17 protein-coding genes and 1 tRNA gene are annotated in these 19,108 nt (G+C 65.4%); 4 read left to right on the forward strand and 14 right to left on the reverse strand.

Features of this window, described 5'->3' with window-relative positions; translation table 11 throughout:
* Positions 1–2: 2 nt before the first annotated feature.
* The 12 genes from nuoH to BW38_RS17680 all read right to left on the reverse strand — a co-directional run bounded on the left by nuoH (position 3) and on the right by BW38_RS17680 (position 11,583).
* On the reverse strand, positions 3–1,097 hold the full coding sequence (gene nuoH / locus BW38_RS17735) for an NADH-quinone oxidoreductase subunit NuoH (RefSeq protein WP_025876209.1): 1,095 nt from the start codon (positions 1,095–1,097) through the stop codon (positions 3–5).
* Complete coding sequence (gene nuoG, locus BW38_RS17730; RefSeq protein ID WP_025876207.1) at positions 1,094–3,328, reverse strand: NADH-quinone oxidoreductase subunit NuoG; 2,235 nt, start codon at positions 3,326–3,328, stop codon at positions 1,094–1,096. Before nuoG ends, nuoH begins: the two co-directional genes overlap by 4 nt.
* Positions 3,325–4,665, reverse strand: a complete 1,341-nt coding sequence (gene nuoF, locus BW38_RS17725; protein WP_025876206.1) for an NADH-quinone oxidoreductase subunit NuoF — start codon at positions 4,663–4,665, stop codon at positions 3,325–3,327. The genes nuoG and nuoF overlap by 4 nt, the downstream gene beginning before the upstream one ends.
* Positions 4,666–4,669: 4 nt before the next feature.
* A complete protein-coding gene (gene nuoE, locus BW38_RS17720; protein WP_025876204.1) occupies positions 4,670–5,197 on the reverse strand; it encodes an NADH-quinone oxidoreductase subunit NuoE in 528 nt (175 codons plus the stop codon).
* Between the two features lie 97 nt (positions 5,198–5,294).
* Complete coding sequence (locus BW38_RS17715) at positions 5,295–6,602, reverse strand: NADH-quinone oxidoreductase subunit D (RefSeq protein ID WP_025876202.1); 1,308 nt, start codon at positions 6,600–6,602, stop codon at positions 5,295–5,297.
* Positions 6,599–7,345 (reverse strand): NADH-quinone oxidoreductase subunit C, encoded by a 747-nt coding sequence (locus tag BW38_RS17710; RefSeq protein ID WP_025876200.1) that lies wholly within the window; start codon positions 7,343–7,345, stop codon positions 6,599–6,601. Before BW38_RS17710 ends, BW38_RS17715 begins: the two co-directional genes overlap by 4 nt.
* Before the next feature lie 33 nt (positions 7,346–7,378).
* A complete protein-coding gene (locus BW38_RS17705) occupies positions 7,379–7,933 on the reverse strand; it encodes an NADH-quinone oxidoreductase subunit B (RefSeq protein ID WP_025876198.1) in 555 nt (184 codons plus the stop codon).
* Entirely contained in the window at positions 7,924–8,280 is a 357-nt protein-coding gene (locus BW38_RS17700; protein WP_005414075.1) for an NADH-quinone oxidoreductase subunit A, read from the reverse strand. The genes BW38_RS17705 and BW38_RS17700 overlap by 10 nt, the downstream gene beginning before the upstream one ends.
* Positions 8,281–8,392: 112 nt before the next feature.
* Positions 8,393–8,477: transfer RNA gene (locus tag BW38_RS17695), tRNA-Leu, on the reverse strand.
* Between the two features lie 51 nt (positions 8,478–8,528).
* A complete protein-coding gene (gene secG / locus BW38_RS17690) occupies positions 8,529–8,966 on the reverse strand; it encodes a preprotein translocase subunit SecG (protein WP_025876192.1) in 438 nt (145 codons plus the stop codon).
* A gap of 50 nt (positions 8,967–9,016) precedes the next feature.
* Positions 9,017–9,772, reverse strand: a complete 756-nt coding sequence (gene tpiA / locus BW38_RS17685; protein WP_025876190.1) for a triose-phosphate isomerase — start codon at positions 9,770–9,772, stop codon at positions 9,017–9,019.
* Positions 9,773–10,605: 833 nt separating this feature from the next.
* On the reverse strand, positions 10,606–11,583 hold the full coding sequence (locus BW38_RS17680) for a 2-oxoglutarate and iron-dependent oxygenase domain-containing protein (protein ID WP_049469229.1): 978 nt from the start codon (positions 11,581–11,583) through the stop codon (positions 10,606–10,608).
* Positions 11,584–11,734: 151 nt separating this feature from the next.
* On the opposite strand from BW38_RS17680, the gene BW38_RS17675 reads away from it, so the two are divergent.
* The 4 genes from BW38_RS17675 to galE all read left to right on the forward strand — a co-directional run bounded on the left by BW38_RS17675 (position 11,735) and on the right by galE (position 16,705).
* Positions 11,735–13,618, forward strand: coding sequence for a sulfatase-like hydrolase/transferase (locus tag BW38_RS17675; RefSeq protein WP_235189889.1), 1,884 nt, complete (start codon positions 11,735–11,737; stop codon positions 13,616–13,618).
* Positions 13,619–13,637: 19 nt separating this feature from the next.
* Positions 13,638–14,777 carry a glycosyltransferase family 4 protein gene (locus BW38_RS17670; RefSeq protein ID WP_032974999.1) on the forward strand — a complete coding sequence of 380 codons (1,140 nt, stop codon included), beginning with the start codon at positions 13,638–13,640 and terminating at the stop codon, positions 14,775–14,777.
* Positions 14,770–15,627 carry a polysaccharide deacetylase family protein gene (locus BW38_RS17665; RefSeq protein ID WP_025876181.1) on the forward strand — a complete coding sequence of 286 codons (858 nt, stop codon included), beginning with the start codon at positions 14,770–14,772 and terminating at the stop codon, positions 15,625–15,627. The genes BW38_RS17670 and BW38_RS17665 overlap by 8 nt, the downstream gene beginning before the upstream one ends.
* Positions 15,628–15,697: 70 nt before the next feature.
* Positions 15,698–16,705: a UDP-glucose 4-epimerase GalE gene (galE, locus tag BW38_RS17660; RefSeq protein ID WP_032975000.1), complete on the forward strand. Its 1,008-nt coding sequence runs from the start codon at positions 15,698–15,700 to the stop codon at positions 16,703–16,705.
* A gap of 72 nt (positions 16,706–16,777) precedes the next feature.
* Here the strand turns inward: galE and glmM are convergent, their stop codons facing one another.
* Complete coding sequence (gene glmM / locus BW38_RS17655; protein ID WP_032975001.1) at positions 16,778–18,142, reverse strand: phosphoglucosamine mutase; 1,365 nt, start codon at positions 18,140–18,142, stop codon at positions 16,778–16,780.
* Positions 18,142–19,017 (reverse strand): acetyl-CoA carboxylase, carboxyltransferase subunit beta, encoded by an 876-nt coding sequence (accD, locus tag BW38_RS17650; RefSeq protein WP_032975002.1) that lies wholly within the window; start codon positions 19,015–19,017, stop codon positions 18,142–18,144. The genes glmM and accD overlap by 1 nt, the downstream gene beginning before the upstream one ends.
* Positions 19,018–19,108: the final 91 nt, after the last annotated feature.

The following is a 19,108-nucleotide window of genomic DNA, read 5'->3' on the forward strand; positions in this document are numbered from 1 at the left end:
ACTTAGACGCCCTTTTGAATCACGCCGAAGAACACCATGACGGCGGTAACCGCGATCCAGAAAATGGTCAGCGGGATGAAGACCTTCCAGCCCAGGCGCATGATCTGGTCATAGCGGAAGCGCGGGAAGCTTGCTCGGAACCAGATGTAGGCACTGGCGAAGAAGAAGACCTTGACGAACAGCCACGGCCAGCCGCCCTTCCAGATCCAGTCGATGAACGGCGAGATCTCGCCCGGGTTGACCCAGCCCTGGATCGGGCTCAGCCAGCCACCGAGGAAGAAGATCGAGATCAGGAAGCTGATCAGGATCATGTTCGCGTATTCGGCCAGGAAGAACAGGGCGAACGCACCGCCGGAGTACTCGACCATGTGGCCGGCGACGATTTCCGACTCGCCTTCCACCACGTCGAACGGCGCGCGGTTGGTTTCGGCGACGCCGGACACCCAGTACACGACGAACAGCGGGAACAGCGGGATCAGGAACCAGTCGAAGAAGCCGGAGCTGCCGGCCTGGGCCATCACGATGTTGCTGAGATTGAGGCTGCCCGAAGCGATCATCACGCCGACCAGGGCGAAGCCCATCGCGATTTCGTAGCTGATCATCTGCGCCGAGGCGCGCATGGCACCCAGGAACGCGTACTTCGAGTTGGAGGCCCAACCGGCAAGGATGATGCCGTAGATGCCCAGCGAGGTCATCGCCAGCAGGTACAGCAGGCCGGCATTGGCGTTGGACAGCACCAGCTGATGGTCGAACGGCACCACCGACCACGCGGCGAAGGCTGGGGCCAGGGTGATCAGCGGCGCCAGCAGGAAGATCGCCTTGTTGGCGCTGCTGGGCTGCAGGACTTCCTTGAACAGCAGCTTGAAGACGTCGGCGAAGGCCTGGAAGATGCCCATGCCCACGTACATCGGGCCGTGGCGGACGTGCATCCAGCCGATCAGCTTGCGTTCCCAGACCACGTAGAAGGCCACCGAGACGATCACCGGAACGGTGATCACCAGGATCTTCAGGATGATCCAGATCAGCGCGCCGATGTCACCCAGGCCAAGCAGCCACTGGTGCAGCGGATCGACCGCGTTAATCAGCAATTCGTTCATGCAGCCACCACCGAAACACGAGCGGCACCCAGCGGCGCGGTTGCGCCGTGGCCCGATTCAATCCAGACCGAACCCGCAGCGACGCGGGCGTCGACCACCACCGGCAGGGTGGCCTTGCCGGCATCGGTGCCGACCTTGGCCATCTGCCCTTCCTGCAGCTGCAGGCGGGCGGCATCGTCAGCGTTGAGCACGATGCGCGGGGCGTTGTTGAGCGGATGCGACTGCAGCGCCGGGGCGCGACGGACCACCGCATCGGTGCGGTAGATCGCAGCGGTCGAGGCCACTTCCATGCCCTCGCCCGCCAGCACCGGCTGTGCCGAAGCGGACACCTGCACGTTCACCGGTGCCAGGCTGGCGCGCAGGCCGGCCAGGTCGATGAACTCGAAACCGGCCACGGCCAGCTCACCGCCGAGTGCACGCAGCACGCGCCAGCCCTCGCGGGCCTCGCCCGGCAGCTTGCCGCCGGCACGCGCCGACTGCTCGCGACCATCGAGGTTGGTCAGGGTGGCATCGATTTCCGGCAGCGCACCGATCGGCAGGATCACGTCGGCAACGTCGCGGGTCGAGGCGCAGGCGAACTGGCTGAAGGCCACCACCTGTGCGCCGACCAGCGCCTTGCGCGCGGCCGGAGCATCGGCGAAGTCCAGGCCCGGTTCCAGGCCGTAGACCACGTAGGCCTTGCGCGGATCGGCCAGCATCGCAGCGACGTCCTTGCCGGCCGGCAGTACGCCGGCGCGGGTCAGGCCGATCGCATTGGCGCCCTGCGGGATGCGGCACAGCTTGGCACCGGTGGCGGCGGCGAAATCACGCGCAGCGGCGCGGATCGCGGCAGCCTGCGGATGGTTCTCGGCGATGCCACCGACGATCAGCACCGTATTGGTACCGCCCTGCACCGCCGAACGCAGCTCGGCGTTGGCCAGCGCATCGGCGAACTTCGACGGAGCCACGATCTGCTTGCCGGCAACGCTGAACGCGAAGTCGAAGTCGACCGGGTTGACCACGTGGATCTTCGCGCCGTTCTGGGTCTGCGCCTTGCGCAGGCGGGCGTGCAGCAACGGCAGCTCGTGGCGGATGTTGCTGCCGAGCACGACGATGCGGTCCGCGCCTTCGATCTCGGCCAGCGGCAGGCCGAACACTTCGGCAGTGGCGGCGTCGGAGAAGTCGCGGTTGTTGATGCGGTGGTCGATGTTGGCCGAACCCAGGCCGGTGGCCAGGCGGGCCAGCAGTGCGCCCTCTTCGTTCGACGTCGACGGGTGCACCAGCACGCCCAGGTTGTCGCCCTGGTTGGCCTTGAGGATCTCTGCGGCCGCGGCCAAGCCTTCAGCCCAGCTCACTTCCTTCCACTCGCCGTTGACCTTGCGCAGCGGCTTGACCGCACGGTCTTCGCTATACAGGCCCTGGTGCGAATAACGGTCACGATCGGACAGCCAGCACTCGTTGACCGCCTCGTTGTCGCGCGGCACGGTACGCAGCACTTCGCCGCGACGCACGTGCAGGAACAGGTTCGAGCCCATCGCGTCGTGGTAGCCCAGCGATTCGCGCGCGGTCAGTTCCCACGGACGGGCGCGGAACTGGAACACCTTGTTGGTCAGCGCGCCGACCGGGCACACGTCGACGACGTTGCCCGAAAGCTCGGTGGTCAGCGGCTTGCCGTCGTAGGTGCCGATCTGCAGGTTTTCACCGCGGTACATGCCACCCAGTTCATAGGTACCGGCAACGTCGGCGGTGAAGCGCACGCAGCGGGTGCACTGGATGCAGCGGGTCATCTCGGTGGCGACCAGCGGGCCCATGTCCTCGTCGGCCACCACGCGCTTGCGCTCGTTGAAGCGGCTGACCGAACGGCCGTAGCCCAGCGACACGTCCTGCAGCTCGCACTCGCCGCCCTGATCGCAGATCGGGCAATCCAGCGGGTGATTGATCAGCAGGAACTCCATCACCGAGCGCTGGAACTTCAGCGCCTTTTCACTGCGGGTGGCGACCTTCATGCCTTCCATCACCGGCGTGGCGCAGGCCGGTGCCGGCTTCGGCGACTTTTCCACATCCACCAGGCACATGCGGCAGTTGGCAGCGATCGGCAGCTTCTCGTGGTAGCAGAAGCGCGGAATCGAAATGCCCGCCTTGTCGGCAGCCTGGATGATCATCGAACCCTTGGGCACGACCAGCGACTTGCCATCGATCTCGATGGTGACGTGGTCCGGTGGCACGCTGGGATTTATGGGTTGCGCGCTCATGCAGCGGCTGCCTCCACCTTCTTGCCGTCAACCATCGAATGACCGTTGACGATGTAGTACTCGAATTCGTCCCAGAACTGGCGCAGGAAGCCCTGGATGGGCCATGCCGCCGCTTCGCCGAACGCACAGATGGTATGGCCTTCGATCTGGCCGGCCACGGTCTTCAACTGGTGCAGGTCTTCCATCGTGGCCTTGCCGGCGACGATGCGCTCCAGCACGCGGTGCATCCAGCCGGTACCTTCGCGGCACGGGGTGCACTGGCCACAGGATTCCTTGTGGAAGAACTGGCTGATGCGGCAGGCGAACTTGACGCAGCAGACGCTGTCATCCAGCACCACGACCGCACCGGAGCCCAGGCCGGAGCCCAGCGCACGGATGGTGTCGTAGTCCATCGGCAGGCCCTTCAGCTCGGCCGCGGTCAGCACCGGCATGGACACGCCGCCCGGGATCGCGCCCTTGAGCTTGCGACCCGGCTTGAGGCCGCCGGCCATTTCCAGCAGGTCGTCGAAGGTGGTGCCCAGCGGCACTTCGAAATTGCCGCCCTTCTGCACGCAGCCGGACACCGAGAAGCACTTCGGGCCGCCATTGGCGGTCAGGCTCAGGCCCTTGAACCACTCCGGACCATTGCGGATGATCGCCGGCACCGAACCGTAGGTTTCGGTGTTGTTGATCGTCGACGGCTTGCCATACAGGCCGAAATTGGCCGGGAACGGCGGCTTGTAGCGCGGCTGGCCCTTCTTGCCTTCCAGCGATTCCATCAGCGCGGTTTCTTCGCCGCAGATGTAGGCGCCGGCACCCAGGGCGCCGTAGATGTCGATATCCACGCCCGAGCCCAGCACGTTCTTGCCCAGCCAGCCGTTTGCATAGGCATCGGCCAGGGCCTGCTCGAAGTGCTCGAACGGCTCGTGGTGGAATTCACCGCGCAGGTAGTTGTAGCCCACGGTCGAACCGGTGGCGTAGCAGGCAATCGCCATGCCTTCGACCACCGAATGCGGGTTGTAGCGCAGGATGTCGCGATCCTTGCAGGTGCCCGGCTCGGATTCATCCGAGTTGCAGAGGATGTACTTCTGCACGTTGCCCTTGGGCATGAAGGACCACTTCAGGCCGGTCGGGAAACCGGCGCCGCCGCGGCCGCGCAGGCCCGAGGCCTTGACCATCTCGATGACCTGCTCCGGCGGGATCTTCTCTTCGAGGATCTTGCGCAGGGCAGCGTAGCCACCGGTCTTCAGATAGCTTTCGTACGACCACGGGGTGTCGTAATGCAGGGTGGTGTAGACCACCTGGTGCGGCAGCGGCGCGGGGCCGACCGGACCCTTGGATTCGTGGTGATGTGCCATGCCCTTACTCCAGCCCGTCCAGAAGCTCGTCGACCTTTTCCAGGGTCAGACGCTCATGGTAGTGACCATTGATGACCATCATCGGTGCACCCGCGCAGCCGGCCAGGCACTCTTCCTCGCGCTTGAGGTAGACGCGGCCGTCAGCGGTCGACTGACCGTTCTTGATGCCCAGCTTCTTCTCGCAATGGCGCACGATGTCTTCGGCGCCATTGAGCCAGCAGCTGATGTTCGTGCAGATGGCCACGTTGTTGCGGCCCACCTTCTCGGTCTCGAACATCGAGTAGAAGCTGGCAACCTCGTAGGCCCACACCGGCGGCAGGTCCAGGTACTTGGCCACGCCGGCGATCAGCTCGTCGGTCAGCCAGCCCTGATTCTGCTCCTGGGCAGCATGCAGACCCTGCAGCACGGCAGAGCGCTTGCGGTCCGGCGGGAACTTGGACAGCCAGTGATCGATGTGAGCGCGGGTTTTGTCGCTCAACACCACCATCGGGTCGACGTCGCGCGCCGCCTCGAAATTACCTGTCGCCTTCATCGGCCGACCTCAGCGAAATGCATAACGTGAAATTGCAGAAACTGCGGCGCCGGCTTGCGCCGGCTGCCTGCAGCGGGCGTTGGCGTGGCGGACGGCATTACCGGTCAACCTCGCCGAACACCAGATCGTAGGTACCGATCATCGCCACCACGTCGGCCAGCATGTGGCCGCGCACGATCGAATCGATCGAGGACAGGTGGGCAAAGCCCGGCGCACGAAGGTGTACGCGGAACGGCTTGTTGGCGCCGTCGGAAACCAGGTAGCAGCCGAATTCGCCCTTGGGCGCTTCAACCGCGGCGTAGGTCTCGCCGGCCGGCACGCAATAGCCTTCACTGAACAGCTTGAAGTGATGGATCAGCGCTTCCATGTCGTCCTTCATGTCCTCGCGCTTGGGCGGAGCGACCTTGAAGTTCTTGACCATGACCGGGCCGGGGTTGGCCTTCAGCCATGCCACGCACTGCTTGATGATGCGGTTGGACTCGCGCATTTCGGCAACGCGGCACAGGTAGCGATCGTAGCAATCGCCTTCCTTGCCCAGCGGGATGTCGAAATCGACGGCATCGTACTTCGCATAGGGGCGCTTCTTGCGCAGATCCCAGGCGACGCCCGAGCCACGCAGCATCACGCCGGTCATGCCCCACTGGTGGGCCAGCTCCGGGGTGACCACGCCGATGCCGACGGTACGCTGCTTCCAGATACGGTTGTCGGTCAGCAGGGTCTCGTATTCGTCGACACGGCCCGGGAACTCATTGGTGAAGTTCTCCAGGAAGTCCAGCAGCGAACCTTCGCGCGAAGCATTGAGGTTCTTCAGGGCCTTGCCCTTGTGCCAGCGCGATTCCTTGTACTTCGGCATGTGGTCCGGCAGGTCGCGGTAGACACCGCCCGGACGGTAGTACGCCGCGTGCATGCGCGCGCCGGAGACCGCTTCGTAGCAGTCCATCAGCTCTTCGCGCTCGCGGAAGGCGTACAGCATCACCGCCATCGCACCCAGGTCGAGCGCGTTGGAACCCAGCCACATCAAGTGGTTCAGGATGCGGGTGATCTCGTCGAACATCGTGCGGATGTACTGCGCGCGCTCCGGCGCCTCGATGCCCATCAGGGTCTCGATCGAGCGCACGTAGGCGTGCTCGTTGCACATCATCGACACGTAATCCAGGCGATCCATGTAGCCGATCGACTGGTTGAAGGGCTTGGATTCGGCCAGCTTCTCGGTGCCCCGGTGCAGCAGACCCACGTGCGGGTCGGCACGCATGATGGTCTCGCCGTCCATCTCGAGGATCAGACGCAGCACACCGTGCGCGGCCGGATGCTGCGGGCCGAAGTTCATGGTGTAGTTGCGGATTTCCTGCCGGCTTTCGGCAGCGTTGCTGGCGAATGCTTCGCCGGCCTGGTGTACGTGACTCACTTCACTGCCTCCTGCGAGCGCTCGCCGGCAGCGGTCTGCAGGCGGGCGTCGTCGCGGATCACGCGCGGCACGCCGACGCGCGGCTCCACCGAGGTGACCGGTTCGTAGATGACACGCTTCTTTTCTTCGTCGTAGCGGACTTCGACGTTGCCGATCAGCGGGAAGTCCTTGCGGAACGGATGGCCGACGAAACCGTAGTCGGTCAGGATCCGGCGCAGGTCCGGGTGACCTTCGAAGATCACGCCATACAGATCGAACGCTTCGCGCTCGAACCAGTTCAAGCCCGGCCAGATGCTGGTCAGCGAGGACACCACCGGCAGCGCTTCGTCAGGCGCGAAGCAGCGCAGGTGCATCATCAGGTTGTGCTGGTACGAACGCAGCTGTGCGACCACGGCGAAGCGCTGGGTCGGCATGTGCTGCGGACGGGCACCGTCGGCGCTCTCTTCGCTGGGGAATTCGCCCCAGGCGAAGCGGCCCTGGGCCTTGCCCTCGACACCGCGGCTGAAGCCCTGCGAGGACACGTCGGCGGTGTCCCACTCGTCGGAGCCATAACCGAGGTAATCGACGCCGCAGAGGTCCACGGCCTGCTCGAAACCAAACTCATCACGCAGCGCGAGGGCGGTGGCGTGCCACTCAGCGGCAGGCACTTCCAGCGTCACTTCGCCGCGGGGTTCGACCACGATGACCTTCGCACCTGCGAAACGTGCGGAGAGTCGGTCGATGAAGGATGCTTGCTCTGCCATGGGGGCTTGGCGCGCTCTTGTCAGGTGAAGGGGTCAGCGGGCGATGGTCTGTGTACGCCAGATCTTCTTCTGCAGCTGCAGGATCCCGTACACCAGCGCCTCGGCGGTCGGCGGGCAGCCCGGGACGTAGACGTCCACCGGCACCACGCGATCACAGCCGCGCACCACAGAATAGGAATAGTGGTAGTAACCACCGCCATTGGCGCAGCTGCCCATGGAGATCACCCACTTTGGGTCGGGCATCTGGTCATAGACCTTGCGCAGCGCCGGGGCCATCTTGTTGACCAGGGTGCCGGCGACGATCATCACGTCGGACTGGCGCGGCGACGGGCGGAACACCACACCGTAGCGGTCAAGGTCCAGGCGCGCTGCACCTGCGTGCATCATTTCGACCGCACAGCAGGCCAGACCGAAGGTCATGGGCCACATCGAGCCGGTGCGTGCCCAGTTCAGCAGCGCATCGACGCTGGTGGTGACAAAGCCCTTTTCCAGCAGCGGGTTGTCGCCTTCCGGCCGCAGGATGTCGTCAACCCGCCCCTCCGGGACAGGATTGGTCATCAGGCCATCGAGAGTCTGAATCACTCCCATTCCAGCGCTCCCTTCTTCCAGACATAGATGAAACCGAGGAACAGCATGCCGACGAACAGACCCATGGTGACGAGCGAACGCGCGCCAAGCTCCATGAAGACCTGCGTCCACGGCACGATGAAGATGATTTCCAGGTCGAAGACGATGAACTGGATCGCGATCAGGTAGTAGCGCACGTCGAACTTCATACGCGCGTCTTCGAAGGCTTCGAAGCCGCACTCGTACGGCGACAGCTTTTCCAGATCGGGGCGGCGGGGACCGAGGAATCGACCAACCAGCATCAGCGTAATGCCGATACCGGTGGCAACGATCAGAAACAGCAGAGACGGCAAATATTCGGCCAGCACAGCGATTCTCTCTTGCCTCTGCCGCTGCGCCTGCAGGCGCTTTGGCATGGGGGAGTGGACGGGAAGCTGCCTGGCGCCTTGCGCGCCAGACCAACCCGCTTTACTTACTAAATGGTGCCCAAGAGGGGACTCGAACCCCTACGACCTAAGTCGCTACCACCTCAAGGTAGTGCGTCTACCAATTCCGCCACCTGGGCAAACGATCACATCAGACTATCTTCCCGATGCGCCGCGTATTGTAACCGGCTTCAGTCTTTCTGGGAGCCTTCCGAAGGCTTTTCTTCACCAGAAACCGAAGATTCCGCCTGAGCCGGCACAGTTGCGGCCGGAACCGGGGCGGCCGGGACCGCATCGGCCTTCGGAACGGCCGGCAATTCGCCCGCCGGAGCGGCCGGAGCGCTGGCCGCCGGGGCGGACATCAGACCCAGATCCTGATCGGCGGCCGGGCGGTTGCCATGGCCGGCGTACCAGGCCATGAAGAGGCTGATGCCGAAGAACACCACGGCCAGCCACTTGGTCGACTTGGACAGGAAGTTGGACGCGCCACGCGCACCGAACACGGTCCCCGAGGCGCCAGCGCCAAAGCCCGAACCTGCCGCCGCACCCGAGCCACGCTGCATCAGGATCAGCGCGACCATGGCTACGGCAACCAGCACGTAGACGACATTGAGGATCAACATCAGCATTGGAAATCCGCCCTCGGACTAGAGTGCCGGCGGCTAGCCGGCAACCGTAACTAATTGTTTGCCGCCGCCTCTGCGATGGCCAGGAAGTCGGCGGCCACCAGGGAGGCACCACCAACCAGCCCACCATCGACATCCGGCTGCGCGAACAGTTCCCCGGCATTGTCGGGCTTCACGCTACCGCCGTAAACAATGGGCAGTGAATCAGCAATTCTAGCATCGATGCGCGCGACTTCGCCACGAATGAACGCGTGCACCTGCTGCGCCTGCTCCTTGGTTGCGGTGCGGCCGGTTCCGATCGCCCAGACCGGCTCGTAGGCGACCACGGCATTGGCGAAGCCTGCGGCCCCGACAAGCTCGAGCACCGGGGCCAGCTGGCTGGCGATGACCGCCTCGGTCTGCCCGGCCTCGCGCTGCTCAAGGGTTTCACCGACGCAGAGTACCGGCACCAAGCCGGCATGCAGGGCGGCGGCGAACTTGCGCGCGACCAGTTCGCTGCTCTCGTTGTGGTACTGGCGGCGCTCGGAGTGGCCGACCAGACCATAGCGGGCACCCACCTCGTGCAGCATGGCCGCACAGACCTCACCGGTGTAGGCGCCCTTCTCGTTGCTGCTGACGTCCTGTGCACCAAAGGCCAGGCCGGTCTCGCCGAAGTCTTCGACCAGCTCACCCAGATAGGGCATCGGCGGCAGGATGACCACCTCCACCCCGCTCTTTGGCAGCCCGGCAGCGACCTGCCCCAGCAGTTCGGTGGCGAATTGACGGCTGCCGTGCAGCTTCCAGTTTCCAGCGACGATCTTGCGGCGCATGAGCGGGTGGCTCCTGTGTGAACTCAGCCGCCCATGATACCTGCTGCGGCAAAAAACCGTTTCCGTGTAAGCGGTTACATGGATTTTCAGCCAACGGCGCAGCCCCTCGTGGCGGGGGTTGGGGCTGGTTGGTCGCGGAGAGCCCGGTGGGGATATGGAGGCTGGCCGGTCGGGTGGGTTGCGCAGGGGACGCTGCAAGTACGTCCTTGTAAGCTCGTAGGCGCCATCCATGGCGCCTGCGCCCCTGCGCAGCCCACCCGGCCGGCCCCTGACACATTCCGGCGGTTCCCGCCCGCCACGGAAAGAAAAAAGAAGAGCAAAGGCAAAGGCAGCATCCCGGGCGGCCGCCGGGATCTGACCCCCAAAAGCGAAAGCAGAGCTTCAACTCCTTCCTGCCTCGAGACCTGACAGATCTCATCCACGCATGGCGTGGATAAATAGATAGATCGTGTCGACCAAGGTCGACACCTACCAACAGCCGCGGGAAATTGTCGGGGGTGGGGCGGTGTGGGTTGGCAGGACCGTTGGCGCCATGGGCCCGAGGCATGCCTCGGGCAGGTTGGGCAGGACGCCCAACCCCGGTCTTGCCGTGTGCGCAGGACAGCGCACACGAGCAAGGCGCCATCGAGCCCCCAGGGATGGGTTTACGGCGTGTCCTGCCAGCCCACACCGCCCCGCCCAACCCACAGAAACCCAGAGCCGCTTTGGCTTTGGCTTTGGCTCTGGCCTCTGCGGGTGCAGGGTGCAACCCTGCCGAAACCCCTCCGCTGCGCTCGCCGGGCATAGCCCGGCGCTAGCCGTAACAAGAAGGCCGCCTTTCGGCGGCCTTCTTGTTACTTCAGCTTGATCTCGCGCAGGCGCTCTTCGAGGAAGCCGTGCGCGGTGATCGGTTCCGGGTACCGGCTCGGGTTCTCCTCGGTGATGCACGAGGGCAGCACGTCGATCAGGAAATCCGGGTTCGGGTGCAGGAAGAACGGCACCGAATAGCGCGGCTGGCGGGCCAGCTCACCCGGGGGATTGACCACCCGGTGGATGGTCGACGGATACACGTGGTTGGTCAGGCGCTGCAGCATGTCGCCGATGTTGACCACGATGGTGTCCGCGTCCGAGGTGAACGGCACCCAGTCCCCGTCATGCGACTGCACTTCCAGGCCTGCCGCGCTGGCACCGACCAGCAGCGTGATGAAGTTGATGTCGCCATGCGCACCAGCGCGCACGTTGGGAATGTCGTCGGTGGTGATCGGCGGGTAATGGATCGGGCGCAGGATCGAATTGCCGAAATTGGTCTTGTCGGCGAAGAAGTGCTCCGGCAGGCCGATGTGCAGGGCCAGGGCCGAAAGCACGCGCGAACCCAGGTTGTCCAACGCCTGGTACAGGCCGTAACCACGCTCACGGAAGCCCTCGACCTCTGACGGCCACAGGTTCGGCGCCATCACGTCCCGATACTTGGAGTCGTCGGCGATCTCGCGGCCGATGTGCCAGAACTCCTTCAGGTCGAAGTGCTTGGAGCCCTTGGCGGTCTCCACACCGAACGGGGTATAGCCACGGGCGCCGCCGCTGCCAGCCACGTGGTACTTCCGCTTCGTCTCATCCGGCAGTGCGAAGAAAGCCTTGAAGACGTCGTAGGCCGCATCGATGTCGGCCTGCGGGATGCCGTGGTTGCGGATGCCGGCAAACCCCCATTGGCGATATGCCGCCCCCAGCTCGGCCACGAAGGCGTCGCGGTCACTGTCGAAACGGGTGATGTCGAGGGTGGGGATCTGGCTCACAGCGGTTCCTGGCTTGTCGTTGAGTCGGTACGGGCCCGCCATGCAATGGCGACCGATCTGAACATTGTGACAGATAGATCGGAACACGCCACCGACACGCTGAAACAAACCGATACAATGCGCCACCCGCGCGCGGTTTAACGACTTCGTCACGCCGGGAATCGCCCCGTCGCCCACCTGATCCCGCCCCGCCATGGATGCCGCCCTGCCCGACGCCACCGCCGCTGCTATTTCCGGCCCTGCCCGACGCTGGCGCCGGCTGGCCTGGTGGTCCATGTTCGTGGCCGCCAACGCCGTGCTGGCCGCGCTCATCGCACTGGGCAACGTGCCGCTACGCGACAACCCCGGCGGCACGCTCGGCCTGGCTTATCTGGCGTTCGCCCTGCCCGGCCACCTGCTCGCGTTCGGTGCCCTGGCTGGCCTGCTGCCGCTGGCCATCGGCCTGTGGCCGCGCAGCGCGCGCGCATTGAGCGTCTCGGCGGTGATCTGCCAGGGCCTGTGGCTGTGCCTGCTGCTGGTGGATGCCAAGGTCTTCGCGCTGTATCGCTTCCACCTCAACGCGATGGTTGCCAACATGGTGTTCGGCGGCGCCCTGCAGGATCAGGTCAGCCTGTCCTGGAAGACCTGGCTGCAGGCGGCGGCTCTGGTATCGGCGATTTTCGCCGCGCAGGGCCTGCTGGCCTGGGCGTGCTGGAAGCTGCTGCCCGCAGCGCCACGGCGGCGGCGGGTACTGCAGGCCTGGGCGGTGGTTGCCCTGCTGATGGGCGGCGGCCAGGTCGCCACTGCCTACTACGACGCGCTCGGCGAACGCGCAGTGATCAGCCAATGGAACTACCTGCCATGGGCGCAGCCGATCACCGCCAAGAGCGCGATGCGCCGCTTCGGCGTGGTCAGCCAGCACCAGGTCGGCCTGCCCGATCCGCGCCATGCCCAGCTCAACTATCCGTTGCAGCCCCTTCGCTGCCAGAGCCACCAGCGGCCGAACGTGCTGATGGTGGTACTGGAGTCGTTGCGCCATGACGTGCTCACCCCGCAGTTCATGCCCAACGCCTCGGCGCTGGCCCGGTCCTCGCGGGTGTACGAACATCATTTCAGCACCGGCAACGCCACCCGCTATGGTCTGTTCGGGCTGCTGTACGGCCTGCCGGGTGGCTACTGGCCCAGCATGCTCGACGAGCAGCGCGGCTCGCAGTTGTTCAAGGTGCTGGGACAGCAGGGCTATGATCTGCATCTGTATGGCAGCGCGCCGCTGTACAGCCCGGAGTTCGATCGCACAGCGTTCGCCGATGTCCGCGACCAGTTGCACCAGGGGCCGTCCGAACTGACCTCCGACGGCCGTGATGCCGCCATCGTCGCTGGACTGCAGAAGGACATCCGCGCCAGCCAGGCTGCGCAGCGCCCGTGGTTTGGTTTCGTGTTCCTCGATTCCACCCACGCGCCCTACCACATGCCGGCCGGCTATCCGCCGCTCGCTACGCCGATGGCCGATGCCATCGATTTTCTCAAGTTCGGCCCCGAGCACGATCCAACGCCGGAATTGAACCGTTATCACACCGCGGTGCATTACGCCGACAGCCTGATTGGATCGCTGCTGGATGACCTGCGTGCGCAGGGACTGGACCAGGACACGATCGTGCTGGTGACCGGTGACCACGCCGAGGAATTCAACGACCTCAAACTCAACTACTGGGGCCACAACGGCAACTTCTCCAACCACCAGCTGCAGGTGCCCTTCGTGCTGCATTGGCCCGGCCAGGGTGGCGGCCGCGACGCGCGGGTCAGTTCGCATGAAGACTGGGTGCCGACGCTGATGCGCCACGGCCTGGGCTGCGAGAACGCATTGACCGACTACAGCACCGGCCACGACCTGCTGGCTGCACCGACCGGCAAGCGTGCGCTGGTGGTGGAAAGCTGGTCGCAGCGTGCGGTGCGCAATGGCGAGGCGATCTACGTGTTCGACAAATTCGGCAACGCCACCGCGCTCGATGCGCGCTACCGCCCCCTGCCGCAACAGACCCCCGACGCCGCCAGCATCCGCGCGGCATGGGAAGCGCTGACGCGCTTCCGCAACCGCTGAATCCAAGGACCGATCCACCATGAACCGTCCGCTGCGCATCCTGCATACCGAAGCCGCCAAAGGCATGGGTGGGCAGGAGATCTACATTTTCCGCCACATGCAGGTGATGCGCGCGCGCGGCCATGACGTCGCCCTGCTGTGCCAGCCGGACGCGCGCCTGGCAAAGCGCGCGCGCGATGATGGCTTCACCGTGCATACGCTGCGCATGGGCGGCCTGGCCCGGCTGCTGCGCGGCATCTGGTCGGTGTCACGGCTGGTCCGCCGCGAGCGCTACGACGTGGTCAACACCACCAGCCGTCGCGATGCATTGATTGCCGCCGCGGGCGCACGCCTGGGCGGCACACCGCTGGTAGTGCGCTCGCGCCACCTGATGAGCCCGGTGAATTCGCTGCTGACCTACACCGGCCTGCCGCACCGGGTCATCACGGTGAGCAATTTCGTCAAGCAACTGCTGGCCGACCGGGGAATTCCCGCCGATCACATCGGCATCGTGCCGCCGATGGCGGTTGCGCCAACCGACGCCACGCATGAGCCCTCCTGGCAGGCGTTGCAGGAGGCGCGCGCACGCGTGCGCGCCGAGCTCGGATTCGACGAACAGGACATCGTAGTGGGCTGCGTGGCCGTGCTGCGCGAACCCAAGGGCCACGCCGAACTGCTGCAGGCCATGGTGCCGCTGTGCAAGGCCAATCCCCGCCTGCATCTGGTGGTGGTCGGCGATGGCCAGGCAGTGATGCAGCGCCTGCAGGCCACGTGCGCCGAGCACGACCTGCAGCACCAGGTCCATCTGCTGGGCTTCCGCAGCGATGCCAGCCAGCTGATGCCCGGCTTTGACATCTTCGCCCTGGCCACACACAAGGAAGCATCGGGCACGGTGTTCCTGGAAGCGGCGCAGGCGGGCCTGCCGATCGTGTCGCATCGGGTCGGCGGCGTGCCTGAAATGCTGGTGGAAGGCAGCAATGCCATCCTCACTCGACTGGGTGACGGCGGCGCCCTCACCGGGGCGTTGCGGCTGCTGGTGGACGATCCCGAGCGTCGCCGGCAGATGGGACGTTCCGGCTGGGACTGGATCCGCAGCGCCAAGCGTTTCAGCCCCGAAGGCCACGCTGAAGCCACCGAACACTATTACCACCAATGGATGAAGGAGCTGGGTCATGGCTAATGCCAGAACCGTACCGGTGCTGATGCATCACCACGTCAGCAACTCGCCCGGCATGATCACGGTGTCGCCGGAGAATTTCGAAAGCCAGATCGCCTGGCTGGCGCGCACCGGCTGGACTTCGTTGACGCTGGACCAGTACGCCGGCTTCCTGGCCGGCAAGCCGGTGCCGCGCAAGTCGATCGTGATCACCTTCGATGATGGCTACCTGGATAACTGGGTCTACGCCCATCCGATCCTGCAGAAGTACGGCATGCACGCGGTGGTGTTCGTGGTGACCGGCTGGATGCACGAGGGGCCGATGCGCCCGCATGCCGGCATCGCCGGCGCCACGCTGCCGGAAACGCCCGAACATCGCGCCTGCGAAGATCTGATCTACAAGCAGGGCCGCAGTGACGAGGTGATGATGCGCTGGAGCGAAGCACGTGCGGCCATCGAGGCGGGCACGTTCGAGATCCATTGCCATACCCACACCCACACCCGCTGGCTGCGCCGCCAGGACCTGGATCGCGCCCAGCGCCGCGCCGGCATCAGTGGCGACCTGTCGATGGCAAAGGAAGTGCTGCTGGAGAAGCTGGGCGAAGTGTCGGACACCCTGTGCTGGCCGTACGGCGATTTCGACCAGGACTATATCGAAGTGGCGCGTGAGCAGGGTTTCCGCTACCTGCATACCACCCATCCGTTCGGCCGCAACGTGGTCGGCGGCGATCCCGAGCGCATCTACCGCTTCGCCATCCGCAACCGGCCGGCAAGCTGGCTGCGCAAGCGCATCGCGTGGAGCTACAACCCGCTGATCGCCCCCCTGTTCAACGGCTTCAAGGCGCGGCAGAAGAAGATGGTGCCGGGGCCGTGATGGCGCTGCCAGCACTGGGCTGGCACAGCTTCGGCAAGGAAGCTCCAACAGAGTGGAAGGATTACAGGAAATGAACGTTCTGGTTACCGGCGGCGCTGGATTCATCGGCTCCCACACGTGCGTGGAACTGCAGCAGCAGGGCCATGCGGTGGTCGTCGTCGATTCACTGTGCAACAGCGACGCCGGGGTGATCGGCCGGATCGGCGACATCACCGGCATCGCGCCGCTGTTCGTACAGGCCGACGTGCGTGACCGTGCGCGGATCACCGCGGTGCTGCGCGAGCATTCGATCGATGCGGTACTGCATTTTGCCGCGCTGAAATCGGTTGGCGAATCGCGGCAGATGCCGTTGGACTACTTCGACAACAACATCAGCGGCACCCTCGCCCTGCTCGGCGCCATGCGCGATGCCGGCGTGGGCACGTTCGTGTTCAGCTCGTCGGCAACCGTGTACGGCGACCAGGACCATTGCCCGGTGGCCGAAACGGCCTCGACCTGCGCGATGACGCCCTATGGCCGTTCGAAGCTGGTGGTGGAGCAGCTGCTGTCCGACCTGGTCGGCGCCGATATGGCGCTGCATGTGGCAACGCTGCGCTACTTCAACCCGGTGGGGGCGCATTCAAGCGCGCTGATCGGCGAGCTGCCGCACGGAACGCCCAGCAACCTGATGCCCTACATCGCCCAGGTGGCCGCCGGCCTGCTGCCCGAAGTGCAGGTATTCGGCGATGACTATCCGACCTGTGACGGCACCGGCGTACGCGACTACATCCATGTGCAGGACGTGGCGCGGGCCCATGTGCTGGCGCTGCAGTACCTGCGCGACAAGCGCCGCAGCATCACCCTGAACCTGGGCACCGGCCAGGGCCACAGCGTGCTGGAACTGATCAAGGCCTTCGAGCAGACCGTCGGCCGGCCGATTCCGTTCCGGATCACCGGTCGTCGTAGCGGCGACATCGCGGTGAGTTTTGCCGACCCGTCCCTGGCCCTGCGCGAGCTGGGCTGGACCGCGCGCCATGGCCTGGCGGACATGTGCCGCGACACCTGGAGATGGCAGACGGAGATGCCGCGCAGCGCCTGATGCCTTGCTTGCGGCAGACAGCAACATGGCCGCACAAGCGGCCATGTTGTCGGTTCGATCCAGCGACAGGGTTCAGGCCGCGGCCGCTGTCCTGACCGCCGCCGAAAGCCGGTCCAGGGTGTCCTGCATCAGCGTCGCGTCATCGGCCTCGACCGTGACCCGCACCACCGGTTCGGTGCCGGAAGGACGCAGGAAGGCACGCCCGCGACCGGATACCGCCTGCTGCGCTTCGAGCAGCGCAGCCTGCACGCTCTCGGCCTGCACGGTGGCCTTGGCCGAGACATCGCCAAGGCGCACGTTGACCGTCTTCTGCGGCACCTTGGACAACGGCTGCAGCGCTTCGCGCAGGTTCTTTCCCTGCTGCTTCAGCGCCACCAGTACCTGCAGGGCACTGACGATGCCGTCGCCGGTGGTGGCCCGGTCCAGGCACAGCAGATGGCCGGACGCTTCGCCACCGAGCACGCCGCCTCCCTCCACCAGTGCCTGATGCACGTAGCGGTCGCCGACGTTGCTGCGCTGGAACGGAATCTGCAGTTCGGCCAGGGCTTTTTCCAGACCGAAGTTGCTCATCAGGGTGCCGACCACCGGGCCGCGCAGGCGCCCTTCGGCCTGCCATGCGCGCGCCAGGATGTACACCAGGTCATCGCCGTCGACCGGGTTGCCGCGGTCATCGGCCATCAACACCCGGTCACCATCGCCGTCGAAGGCGATGCCCAGGTCGGCGCGGGTCTCACGCACCTTGGCAGCGAGGTTGTCGATGTGGGTCGACCCGACGCCGTCGTTGATGTTGACGCCATTGGGTTCGGCACCGATGCCGATGACCTCCGCGCCCAGTTCGCGGAACAGCAGCGGCGCGATCTGGTAGGTGGCGCCATGCGCGCAGTCGAGCACCAGACGCACACCGCGCAGATCGAACGCGCGCGGCACGCTGGACTTGCAGAACTCGATGTAGCGGCCGACGGCCTCGCGTGCACGCGAGGCCTTGCCGAGCTTTTCCGAAACGGCCGTGGTGAACGGCACGTCCAATGCGGCTTCCAGCGCCAGCTCGGTGGCATCGTCGAGCTTCTCGCCCTGGGCGGAGAAGAACTTGATGCCGTTGTCGTAGTGCGGGTTGTGCGACGCACTGATGACGATGCCCGCGTCCACGCCCAGGGTACGGGTCAGGAAGGCAACGGCCGGGGTCGGCATCGGGCCGAGCAGCTGCACGTCAGCGCCCGCAGCGACCAGCCCGGCTTCCAGCGCGGCTTCGAACATGTAGCCGGAGATCCGCGTGTCCTTGCCGATCACTACGATCGGACGGCGCCCCTCCTGGCCGCGCTGGGCGACCAGCACGCGGCCAAGGGCGTTGCCCAGGCGCAGCACGAAATCAGCCGAGATCGCCCCTTGGCCGACTCGACCGCGGATGCCGTCGGTACCGAAGTACTTGCGGCTCCCCATCAAGCTTCCTCCGGTGCCGGCTCGCGCCGCAGCATCGCCAGCAGGTCGGCCAGGCGGTCGCGCAGTTCACGACGGTCACAGATCTGGTCGATGGCGCCGTGCTCGAGCAGGAACTCCGAACGCTGGAACCCTTCCGGCAGCTTCTCGCGCACGGTCTGCTCGATCACGCGCGGGCCGGCGAAGCCGATCAGTGCACGCGGTTCGGCGATGTTGATGTCGCCCAGCATCGCGAACGATGCCGACACACCGCCGGTGGTCGGGTGGGTCAGCACCGAAATGTACGGCTGTCCGGCTTCACGCAGTTTGCCCAGCGCGGCCGAGGTCTTGGCCATCTGCATCAGCGAGAACAGGCCCTCCTGCATGCGCGCGCCGCCACTGGCGGAGAAGCACACGTAGGGTGCGCCGATCTCGGCGGCGGTTTCGGCGGCAAGGGCGAAGCGCTCGCCGACCACCGAGCCCATCGAGCCCCCCATGAAGGCGAAATCGAAGGACGAGGCCACCAGGGGACGGCCCTTGAGCAGGCCGCGCATGGCGATCAGCGCGTCGTACTCACCGGTGTTCTTCTGCGCGATCTTGATGCGCTCGCTGTACTTCTTCTGGTCCTTGAACTTCAGCAGGTCGGTCGGCCCCAGGCGGGCAGCGATCTCGGTGGTGCTGTCGGCGTCGAACAGCGCAGCCAGACGGGCGCGCGCGCGGATGGCCATATGGTGGCCGCACTTCGGGCAGACCTCCAGATTCTCTTCCAGCTCCGGACGGTACAACGCACTGCCGCAGTTGCTGCACTTTTCCCACAGGCCCTCGGGGACGCTGCGCTTCTTGCTGGGGGTGTTGTCGGTGCGGATGCCAGACGGCATCAACTTGCTGAGCCAACTCATGCGGGAGGACACTTCCGTTCAGGGCGGCCCGGGGGCCGCAAAGGCGGACAGTCTAGCTCCGCTTTCCCTGCCCGTGCACCCCCTGCCCGGC

Source organism: Stenotrophomonas sp. RIT309, assembly GCF_000632045.1.
Taxonomy (GTDB): domain Bacteria; phylum Pseudomonadota; class Gammaproteobacteria; order Xanthomonadales; family Xanthomonadaceae; genus Stenotrophomonas; species Stenotrophomonas indicatrix.